Raw genomic sequence first — 11,502 nt, forward strand, 5'->3', positions numbered from 1 at the left:
TTGCCATTTTTTTATTATTTATACACAAAAAAAGATATTCCTTTTGCGAATATCTTTTATATAGTGTATTCTTCTATTATTCTAATCTCCTCTTCATTAAATCCAAAAAGTTCATTTAATTCAAATTCATTAAGCTTTTCTTTTATTCCCATGGTTGGTATACATAATTTCATTAAATTGTTAGGATAGTATTCATATAGATCTTCACCCAACTTTTTTGCAAAACTTTGGAAATAAAACTCATAAATTTTGCTATTTAATAGTGATATTAGATATTCATATGTAAATGGAACATTATCTTTTAAGATTAATGCGTATACATCTGCACTAAAATAGTTACCTTTATCTAACGTAAATCTATTAACGCTTGACTTATAAGGAAAAATAATCTTTTCTTTTTCAAAAATTTCTTTTTTTCTTCCCCACTGGAGCTGATACCATTCTCTTACTCCTCTTTTACATTCTCTCCTCTGTAAAAGCTTATTTTTTTGTCTCTCTATATGCTTTATAACATTGGGATATTTTTCTTGATCCTCTATTAAATCAGAATATATTAAATATGTATCTTCAAAATCCGCCTTTTCCTTATGTATATAACTACTCTTTATCCAAGGTTTTATTATATCCTTCTCTAAATTCTCTTTCGATATAGTTTCACTATTAACTACGAAAGCTTTGTCACATCCAGTAATTATACCTTGAAAACTGTCGCATATATTATATAAGTGTGTAAAACTTTTTTCTTCTATTTTTGATATTATATATCTCTCTTTTTCGTCTCTTAATATCCAGCCCTTATTATTAAGAAGGTTTTTTGATAAATAGAATTTTTTATACAAATCACCTTTATTTAAAAATAATGATTTATAAAAAGCATCCTTCTGCTTTCTGGAACTATGTATAGGCTTTATTATTTCGATGTTGTCTACCACGTCAGTTTCATTAATTAAAAAAATTATAACAGGGTCTACTCCTACTTTTTTAAATGGTCTTATTCCGTAAAAATCAACTATCTTATATAGGGAACAGACCTCTTTAAGTATTTTTCTTAATTCTTCCCCACTTGGCGATTCAATAAAGTATCTAGATGTAATAAATGACAGTTTTCCCCTTTTACTAAGTCTATTTAAAGCTCCCTGAAAAAAACAATAAGAAATATCTCCCTTATCCTTGTATATATTTTTATATAAGGATTTTAATTTTTTACTATACTCTTTATCTATTGACTTGTGTCCTATATAAGGAGGATTACCTATAATTACATCATATTTCAACTCGATATTGTCTGTTAAAAAGTCTAGATTATTTATATTATTTTTATTCATATAACCACTTATTTCAAACAAATCTATAGTTAATATTTTTAATGCTGCCTCATCAATATCACAGCAATAGAGATTATTCTCCACTATATGTTTTGATATATCCTGCTCTTTAATATTAAGACTACTATTTTTGTTAATAGCTTCTAAATTACTCTCATATATTGACTTTAACTTTTTATAACAAGCTATCAAAATATCTCCGCATCCACAAGCAGGATCCAGTATTTTTATAAATGGATTATTTATTACCTCTGAAGCCTCTAGTATATTATCTGCCATGTAATTAGCTATATCCTCTGGGGTATAAACTACACCATTCTCTTTACCTTTTTCCTTTTCTATAAACTTTATATAAGTATTAGAAAACCTTTCATCGTTCATATTAAAATACTTTTTATAATTTTCTATAGCCATTATCTTATAAGCATTATCAATAGGCGTATCTATTATATTATATAGTTCATCGACTTTATCTAAAAAAATTTTAAGCATCATTCATCTCTCCAAAATCAGTATAATGGCATTAATTAAAACATATTTTAACTAATTTTTGAATCTACAATTTTTCCTATCTCATTTTTAAATCTCAAAGCTTCCTCTAATATTTTAGAACATCTATTATCTACTTTTTCTCTATATGCTTTATCTTCTATACCACCTAGGTTTATCTTCACATTTAGCACAGAGCTCTCAATAGTTGCATAAAGCAATATAGAAGCTACCCCAGCATCAGATATAACATTTTTACTACCATACACAGCTGCTATAAGTACATTAGAATAAAATTTTAAGCTTTCTTCTGCTAAATTGAAAGGAATTTTAAGTGCATTATCATATCCCTTACTTATTTCTAGACTTCTTACTCTTATCTCTTCTTCTGTATCTTTAGGTAATTTAAATGCTCTGATAAGACTTATAAAAGCTTCTCCATCCTTGTCCATAAATTCTAAAAGTAGATTGTTATATTCATTTGAAGCTTTTAGTGCATTATCTACTTTTTGCTTTTCTTCCTTGTCTAAGTCATTGTATACTTTCTTTCCAATAGTCAAATTAAATACCATAGATGTTAATGAACTTGATAGTGCAGCTACTAATGCTGCAGCACTTCCGCCTCCCGGTGTTGGACTATTAGAAGATAGCTTATTTATATATTCTTCTATTCTTAATTCCTTTTGCAATATTATAACCCCTTTCTTTTGTAAAATTTAACTTTGCTTTAATTGTATATTTATTTTATAGAAAACAGAAATTAATCTCTAATCACTAGCTCATAATCGCTAAAAATCTTAGGAACTAGATATTAGGGATTAGATATTAGTGATTAGAGATTATATTAGCATTATGAAATAAGTGCCAATAATAGGTTAGTGATGAACTAATACCTTTACGTTCTGGTCCATAAAAGATTCATTCCATTTATTTATATATACAAAATCATGTACATCTTTTTTTGCATGATGAGGTTTTTCTTCCTCTTCTTCTTGTGCTTCACCTATAGGTGTTAAAGCTACTACTCTCATATTATCAGGAATTGCTAATAATTCTTTTATCTTTTTTTCATCAAAAGAACCAATCCAACAAGTACCATATCCTTCTTCTGTAGCTGCTAAAATAAAGTGCTCCATTGCAATTGCGCTATCAACTAAATAGTAGTCCTTTCCTTCCATGTTTCCTGACGCTCCTGGCTCAGCTATTATTATAGCAGTCATTGGAGCATTTAAAACAGCTGCAGCTGCATCACTGCTTTTATTTATTATTGTATTTGCTATATTTTGTTTTATAATATCCTTGTCTATAAGAATAAACTTATATGGAGTTTCATTTTTCCATGATGGGGACATCATAGCTGCATCAATTACTTTTAATAGCTTTTCTCTATCTAATTCGTTAGTTTTATATTTCTTTATGCTTTTTCTTTTTTTTACTACATCATAAAATTGCATAAAATCACACTCCTTCTACCTTATTATCCGTAGAAAGGAGTGTTATTATTCAAATTTAAAAAGTAATAAGCTTACTTCTTTATATATACTAAGTCAGTAAAAGTTTTAATCATTTAATAAATTTTTTAAATTGTTATTTAGATTAGATATTATTTTATCCCAATCAAAATTTTCTTTACATATTTCGTATGTCTTAAGAGAGTAATCGCACAACTTTTCTGATGTAATGAATTCTTCAAATTTTTTAGTTAACGCTTTAGTATCTCCAACTTTAACTACTGCTCCATTATCATTGTCTATAAGTTCACTAGCAATCCCTACATCTGTTGAAACAATGACGTTTCCTAAGGCTGCAGCTTCTATGAATGCTATTCCAAAGCTTTCAAATCTTGAGGTTAGAGAAAATATCTTAGTCTTTTGATAGTATTTAAATAATTCTTCTCTATCCTCCATAGGTCCTTTAAATTCAATTAAATTCTTCATATCAGGATTATCTCTAAAATACTTATTAATGTATTTTTCAAAATGCTTTTCTATTGGTCCTATTATAACCATCTTCCAGCCTAAGTCTTTAATGTTTTTAATATTTTTAAATGCCTCTAACAACATTTCTGTATTTTTTTCTTCTGTACCTACTCTAGCCACATTTAAAATTATATTTTCCTTAATTTTATAATCGTAAAATATATTTTTTCTTTCTAAATACTTAAAATCCACTCCATTAGGTATATTAATAATTTTATCTTTTTGATCTGGCAAAATTTCTTTTAGTTTATTTAACAAAGCCTTTTGCTCTACACTTACCAAATCCACCTTATTGAAATATTGCCTTAGGAGCTTGTACTGAATTCTATTCAAAGACATTATTTTGTCTATAAGTTTATGACTGCAATCTAATTTTAAATATATCTTCCCTTTTGGATTAAGCATCTTATACCTATAGGCATATAGTAAAGAATATAAGGTTACATGAAATATCTGAAGTATATCTATGTTCTTAGCTTCCTTATTTAAATATCTTAATCCATCAATGCTATATCTGTTAAATTTTCTATCTACAAAGTCTATTTTTAAGCCTTTAACCTCATCGTTTAAATAAGTATATTCATCTAGGTTGTAACAGGCAATTTTTGAATCATATCCATAGAGCTTATGAAGCTTATATGGTATCATCCCCATCTCTTTGACTAAATTCACATTTTTTGTATTAGGGTATAAAACAGAATATCTCAACACTTATCACCTTCTAGATGTTATTTTCACATCATCAACTGTTCTTCTTTAATAATTTTTTTATATCTTCTTTTGAAATATACTTAAAATATATTACTGACAAGAAATATATAATTATAGCCACTAATATATTTAGTAAAACATTTATATTAAAATATTTTAGAATTATTGTTGATAAAGCCATTATTCCTATTGGTAAAATTAGCTTTATCATATTTATAGTATAGTTTGTTTCCACAATTTTAATTGAATAACTTCTCATAATTGCAAAATTAATTATCTCTGAAATCAAAGTAGTAGTAGCAGCAGCTACTATACCAAACTTAGGAATAAATATCAAATTTAAAATTAAGTTTACTGACGATGATATTATAACACTTTTTAAATATTTATCTTCCATATTCCAAGCATTTAAGCTATATCCATAAGTTTCTCTCATAAATAATATAAATATATAAACTAGGAGTATAATAAAAGGCAAATACGCTTCTATATACTTTTTACCGAATAATAAAATTATTATATCCTTGGATAATATAATTCCCCCTACTAATATAGGGAATCCTATTAATATCACTATCTTACAAATATTTTTAACTATTTTTTCTAGATTTTTAACATCCCTATCGTGAAAGTAACTTATCAGAAGGGGAAAAAATGGTGTAAATATTACTGCAATAAGATTAATTAAAAAGAATACTATCTTATAAGCTGATGAATATATTCCTAGTTCGTATTCACTTCTTGTAAATCCAATGATTATAGAGTCTATATTACAATTAATCATGGATAGTAATCCCGAAATTAAAAAGGGGATTGTAGATACTATATATTTCTTCAATATTGATTTATTAAGCCTTATTGAAGCTTTCAACCTTTTTTTAATGAAAAATATATACATTTGATATATAACAGCCATTATAAGACCTATCAAGGTAAAAATTGGTATATAGTATATTTGACTTTCACTTTTAAAGAAAGTAATAGACAGTATAAATGGCAGTGCACTTTTTATAACGTTATATATTCCATTATGATGCATTTCTTGTAATCCTGAAAAAAACCAGTCTATGTTAAATGCAATAGGAAATAAGGTTAGTCCATATATTATTAATATATTCTTAAATGCTATACCTTTATTTACAGTAAAGGATATAGCTAATATTAATATAAAACATAGTATTGCTACTATAAATCTTATAAAAGTTATATGTGCAACCAATTCTCCATGCTTATCTTTATTTTTTGATATTTCTCTTGTACCTAAAGTCTGGAATCCAAATAGAGTAATCATGCTAAAGTACACTAATATAGATTGAGCAAGATTAATTTTACCAAAACCTTCAACACTTAAAATTCTTGCATAATATGCAATCATAAAAAACATTACTAGTTGGGCTATAAAACTAGATAACCCTATTGATAATAAGTTTTTCGCTATTTTATTTATTTCTAACACCACCCTATTGGATACCCTTTTTATTTTTATTTAACATTACCTTTAATAAAAACTTAGGTATACATGTTAGTCTTCCAATCCTTTGGGGTTCTTTTAATACTCTATGGAGCCATTCTAATCCTAGATTTCTCATCCACTTAGGAGCTCTGCTTACCTTACCAGCAAAAACATCAAAGCTTCCACCTACTCCCATAAAAATATTACAAGGAAGTCTATCCATATATTTAGATATGAATAACTCCTGTCTTGGACATCCCATTGCCACAAATAGTGCGTATGGTTTTTTTTCTTGTATATCCTTAATTAACCCGTCACAATTATCTAAATCAAAATATCCGTCATTACTTCCTAAAATCTTTAAATTAGGATACTTAAATATTAAATTTATGATACACTCTTTTAAAACTATTTGCTTAGCACCTACTAAATATATTCCTTTTCCTTCTTTTTCACAATTCTTTATTATTTCATCCATAACCTCTATTCCCGCTATTCTTTCCTTTACGGGATTTTTGGCTATTTTTGAAGCTAATACAGTACCAACTCCATCTGGTATTATTATGCTTCTAGAATCCGTATAAAATTTATACAAGACTTCATCATTTGTGCCTCTATATAAAATTTCTGGATTTCCTGAAATAATATTTACTTTTTCAAAGTTACTTATATAATTAATAAATTCAACTTTTGATCCACCAAAAACTTTATAATTAAGTATTTTTGTAAACATACGTCCCCCTACTTATTTAAAAGTTAGAAAGCTCCCTCTCTTTTAAATACATTTATAACAGTTTTTATTAATATTTTAATATCATATAATAGTGAAAAGTTCTTAATGTAGGTTAAATCGTAATAAACTGTTCTTCCTAGCTCTATTTCTCCTCTTCCACTAATCTGAGCAAGTCCAGTTATTCCTGGCAATACCCATAGTCTTTGCTTATATTCCTCCGGATAGAACTTCACAACATCAAGAATTTCTGGTCTTGGTCCAACTAGACTCATATTTCCTTGTAGAACATTAAATAGTTGAGGTATTTCATCTAAACTAGTTTTCCTTAAAAATGCACCAACCTTTGTTATTCTATTATCACTTTTACTCTGAAAAACAAAGTTTTCAATATTATCACAGTCAATAGCTAACTCTCGTTTTTTTTCTGCATCTATAACCATAGTTCTAAACTTATATATTTTGAATGGTACATTATCTTTTCCAACTCGTACTTGTCTAAATATTGTTGGTCCCTTTGAATCTAACTTAATAGCAATAATAATTATAAGATAAATAGGCAGCAATATTATAATTCCTATAAGCGCTAATAAGAAATCAAGTATTCTTTTGAAAACAAACTGTAGCCTTTTCCCCTTTATATCCTTGTCCATATCTAGTTTTATACTTTTAACGTCAAAATTTATAGTGTTAAAATCCATACTATACCCTCCATTAAAGCTACTTTCTTTATACAAAATAAATATGATAATAAGTCAACATTTTATATCTATTTTTTAAAATATTCTTCTAGTGCTTATCTTATTATAAAGAATTGACTGAGAAATAGCTACTAAAATCCAGAAATACATAGTTACTTTAGGTACGAAAAATAAGTTATCCGACATATTCATTAATAAAAATACTATTACTGATATATAGAAGCCTCTATAAAAGAATTTATATAGATTATCGCCTAAGTTATTTAATAAAGTCTTTAACTTTATAAGGATAGATACTAAAAATCCTATAAAAGGCACTATTCCTATTAATCCTAATTCACTTCCTACTTTAAGGAAAGAATTATGCGTAAGAAAGTGAGTATAACTATTGTATTGTAGTTTTGGATATTTTTTTATATATTCTGCATACTGGTCATAATAATTACCATTTCCTACACCTAATAAAGGATGTTCTTTTATCATTTTGATAGCTAACTTCCATAAATTCACTCTAGGATCTTTAAGTACTAATCTAAAATCCATTGCCCTACTTCTTATTTGTGGAATAAACATACTAAGACCTAATCCAAAAATTAAGAATAATATAAACCTCCAATTATATACTACAATTAAAATAAATATTCCAAGTAAAAATGCTAACCATGCGTTACGTGAAAAAGTAAGCACAATGGTAATTATAGATAATAGTGTTGTTATTATATACATTGATTTTTTAACTATATTTTTTTCGTATATAGATATCATTATTAACGGAAACACTGCTATTATTAGGTATGCTCCTAGTGTATTTGAATTATCTAATGTTGAAGTTATCCTTAATGCTACAGAGTATTTTGAAGTATCATAAATAAATTTTTTATCTAATCCGATTTTAGTAAAGTACTGAACTATCCCAAAAACACTTATTAAAAATGTAGCTATTACATAACTATTTAATATTCTATTTACTAATATATCTGTTTTAATTTCATATTTAATTATGAAATATGTTATTATATAAGTTAAAAATCTAATACTTTCACTGATTGCTATACTTTTATTAGGTGAATAGCTAATTGAAATTATCATCACTATGAATAAAAGCATCATAAATATGCTAATTGGATCTCTAAATGAGCCTACAATTCCTTCATAAAAACTCATTCTAGTCTTTCTATCTATAATTAGTTTAATTATATAAACTAAAAATATTATCAATAGAAGATAGTCTCCTCTTATACCAATCCCTTTTATATTAAAATTATTTGGAATTAGCGGCATAAATATTATATAAATACAAAGCATAAAACCCACACAATTTTCACGCACTCTCAAGGTATCACCCCTTTTACCATCTTAATATTCACATTAATATTTCCGAAAAATTAGCACGCAATTTAGCGTGCTTAACTGTTTTATATAAATTATATTATTATTTTATATATCTTTCAACTACTCTCTTCTAGGTAAATATAACACATTAAACATTTATCTAGACATTTGTGAGTTCTTTTCCTTCAATTTATTAGATTTAAATAAATAGAAAGCAAAAATACCATTTATAAAACCTAGCCCATAGCTCATATGTAAAATAGGAAATACAGGCATTAGATATTTAGCAATCCCTTTTTCTCCTTTTGGCAACCTTATTGAAAATGTCAAATCTAAAGCCAAATAAGCTATCACTTCCAGAAGCCATAACATTAAAATTGGTTTAAAAAATATACCTAATATCACTCCCAATAAATTGCAGGAAACAAAAGCTGCAGGCACAAGATGTCTTAGTGAAGCAGTCTTTCCATGTTTTTGCATAACTCTTACTTTCCAAAAGCCATATTGATAATATTGCTTCCAAAGCTTAGAGTAAGATCCTCTACCATAATAAGTAGATTTAATACTTGGAGATAGTATTATTTTGTATCCACCCTTAATAACTCTATAATTCAATTCATCATCTTGATTTCTTACTAATTCCTCATCAAAATATCCTACTTTTTCTAATACTTCTCTTCTATAAGCTCCAAATGCTACAGTGTCAACATAAGTTTCCTTTTGTGCATATCTAAATAATGCATTTCCAACTCCAAAAGGAGAACTCATTGCCAATGATATAGCTTTGCCTATACTAGTATCATTTATTGTTTCTATAGGTCCGCCAGCACACCCTACTTCACTATTTTCTAGATATCTTACATTATTTTTTACAAAGTCCTTATCTGCATATGCATGAGCTCCAAATATTATAATTATATCACTATTACTTGATTTAATCCCTAAATTCATACCTCTTGGTGCAGATAATCCTTTATTATCAATAACTTTAACATTGCTATATTTCAAACAATACTCTTCTAGTATTTTTCTAGTACCATCATTGGACATTCCGTCTGCTACTATTATTTCAATGTGTTCTTTTGAATATGATTGATTTAAAAAAGAATCAACGCATTGTGATATATACTTTTCTTCATTTCTACAAGGAATAATTATAGATACTGTTTTATTTTTTTCCATTATACCACTCCTAAATAAGGAACTAAATTTAACTTGTTTTTAATACCATTGCTGTAGTAATTACAGTAAATACAAATGCTGGAACAATACTTATAGGAGAAACAAATGTCATAAATGCTTGCCCAGTTATATTTCCATAGATCATAAAACACATTATTCCTATACAACATAAGAATAAAGGCCTTTTTTCTTTTATCTCCTTGATTTTTATGCCTTTAATAAAAGCTTTTAACCACAATACAAAAATACTTAAGAAAAATACGGTAGCAAAAGGTATCCCTAAATCAACAACTATATTTAGTATTACATTGTGTGAATCCTTATAACTTCTTTCAATAGAACCACCATATTCTAAATAATAATATTTATAGTGCCCAGGACCTATACCGTAATATGGATGATCAGCTATAACGTTAAAAGTAATTCCCCATATCGGTCTTCTATTTTTAGTCTGTTGCAGCAGATTATTAATAAATTGATTTTTTGAAAATATATTTACTGTTACTTCTGGATTTTCTTTTAATGCTTCTCTAAACTCATTAAATTCTGGTCTATAGGTTACATTGTAAGTTACACTAATCAAAACAATTCCTGTAATAAGTAAATATTTTAATTTCTTTTTTACATTCAAAAGAAAAATTAATAAAAAACATACAACTAGTGTCAATAATATACCTCTAGATCTTTGAGTTGCCAACACAAAAATTTCTATAAACATCATCAAATTATACATATAATAACGTTTATTATCTTCTACCTTGTTCACTGAGTTGTACACTATAAAAGGAAGTGCAATTATAGTATACCCAAGCATAAAATTACTTCCTAGTGCTCCATATAAATGTTGATTTGTACCAGTAGTTAATATAGTATAAAATGCAATAAGAGTATCTGGTATGCCTGATAATGCAACACCTATACATAAATAAAATATTATGTCATTAACGAAATCTTTTTCTTCACCTGTATATGAGATCATAATAATGCTAAAAACAATCATTATTATAAATCCTAAGAATAGAAAGTTGAAAGCTTCAAGCTTATATCTACTATTAGCTACAGATAAAATTCCTAAAATAGTAAGTATTAAATATATAATACCTACCAAAAGATAGCTCTTATTTTTCTTAAAAACTCTAAAATTTATATTTCCACTTTTTAATTCTCTAAAACTATTTAATAGAAAAATTACAAAGTAGAAAACATATATAAATCCACCAAGCCACTCCATATTTAACCTAAACAATAAATATTGAATTATAGGTATCAAAGGTATTGATATAGCGAATATTCTTAGAGTAGTTCTAAAATCTTTAAACATTAAGAACACTGAGCAAAGAATAAATAAACTGATAAATAATGAGCTTAGCATCATAAAGGTATTGCTTCTTCCAATTTGCATAAAGATAACTATCTCTACCAATAAATATATAGGTATAATAATTTTTTTATATTTCAGTAAATATCTAAGGTAATCAGCAAATTCATTATAAATTTCATTCTTTATATTCGTGGTAATACTCATCTTTTTCCCCCATCATTTTGTATTTAACAACTACTCATCTTTAGCTTTTCCAATTTTTTATTAAAACAATTAACT

General features: G+C 26.8%; 10 protein-coding genes. All 10 read right to left on the reverse strand.

Features of this window, described 5'->3' with window-relative positions:
• Positions 1 to 56 precede the first annotated feature (56 nt).
• Positions 57 to 1,817 carry an Eco57I restriction-modification methylase domain-containing protein gene (locus ACWW38_RS02875; protein WP_456259320.1) on the reverse strand — a complete coding sequence of 587 codons (1,761 nt, stop codon included), beginning with the start codon at positions 1,815 to 1,817 and terminating at the stop codon, positions 57 to 59.
• Between the two features lie 47 nt (positions 1,818 to 1,864).
• The gene (locus ACWW38_RS02880; protein ID WP_456259321.1) at positions 1,865 to 2,503 is read right to left on the reverse strand and encodes a cyclodeaminase/cyclohydrolase family protein; all 639 of its coding nucleotides are present in this window, start codon (positions 2,501 to 2,503) and stop codon (positions 1,865 to 1,867) included.
• 186 nt (positions 2,504 to 2,689) lie between these two features.
• A complete protein-coding gene (locus ACWW38_RS02885) occupies positions 2,690 to 3,268 on the reverse strand; it encodes a nitroreductase family protein (RefSeq protein WP_456259322.1) in 579 nt (192 codons plus the stop codon).
• Between the two features lie 105 nt (positions 3,269 to 3,373).
• The gene (locus ACWW38_RS02890) at positions 3,374 to 4,504 is read right to left on the reverse strand and encodes a glycosyltransferase family 4 protein (RefSeq protein WP_456259323.1); all 1,131 of its coding nucleotides are present in this window, start codon (positions 4,502 to 4,504) and stop codon (positions 3,374 to 3,376) included.
• 31 nt (positions 4,505 to 4,535) lie between these two features.
• Positions 4,536 to 5,963, reverse strand: coding sequence for a flippase (locus ACWW38_RS02895; protein WP_456259324.1), 1,428 nt, complete (start codon positions 5,961 to 5,963; stop codon positions 4,536 to 4,538).
• 1 nt (position 5,964) lies between these two features.
• Entirely contained in the window at positions 5,965 to 6,690 is a 726-nt protein-coding gene (locus ACWW38_RS02900; protein WP_456259325.1) for a WecB/TagA/CpsF family glycosyltransferase, read from the reverse strand.
• A gap of 23 nt (positions 6,691 to 6,713) precedes the next feature.
• Positions 6,714 to 7,388 (reverse strand): sugar transferase, encoded by a 675-nt coding sequence (locus ACWW38_RS02905; protein ID WP_456259326.1) that lies wholly within the window; start codon positions 7,386 to 7,388, stop codon positions 6,714 to 6,716.
• Between the two features lie 75 nt (positions 7,389 to 7,463).
• Positions 7,464 to 8,717 carry an O-antigen ligase family protein gene (locus tag ACWW38_RS02910; protein WP_456260403.1) on the reverse strand — a complete coding sequence of 418 codons (1,254 nt, stop codon included), beginning with the start codon at positions 8,715 to 8,717 and terminating at the stop codon, positions 7,464 to 7,466.
• A 159-nt stretch (positions 8,718 to 8,876) separates the two neighbouring features.
• Positions 8,877 to 9,902, reverse strand: coding sequence for a glycosyltransferase family 2 protein (locus ACWW38_RS02915; RefSeq protein ID WP_456259327.1), 1,026 nt, complete (start codon positions 9,900 to 9,902; stop codon positions 8,877 to 8,879).
• A gap of 28 nt (positions 9,903 to 9,930) precedes the next feature.
• Entirely contained in the window at positions 9,931 to 11,427 is a 1,497-nt protein-coding gene (locus ACWW38_RS02920; RefSeq protein ID WP_456259328.1) for an O-antigen ligase family protein, read from the reverse strand.
• Between the last annotated feature and the right edge of the window lie 75 nt (positions 11,428 to 11,502).

This window comes from Clostridium sp. JNZ J1-5 (assembly GCF_053901425.1).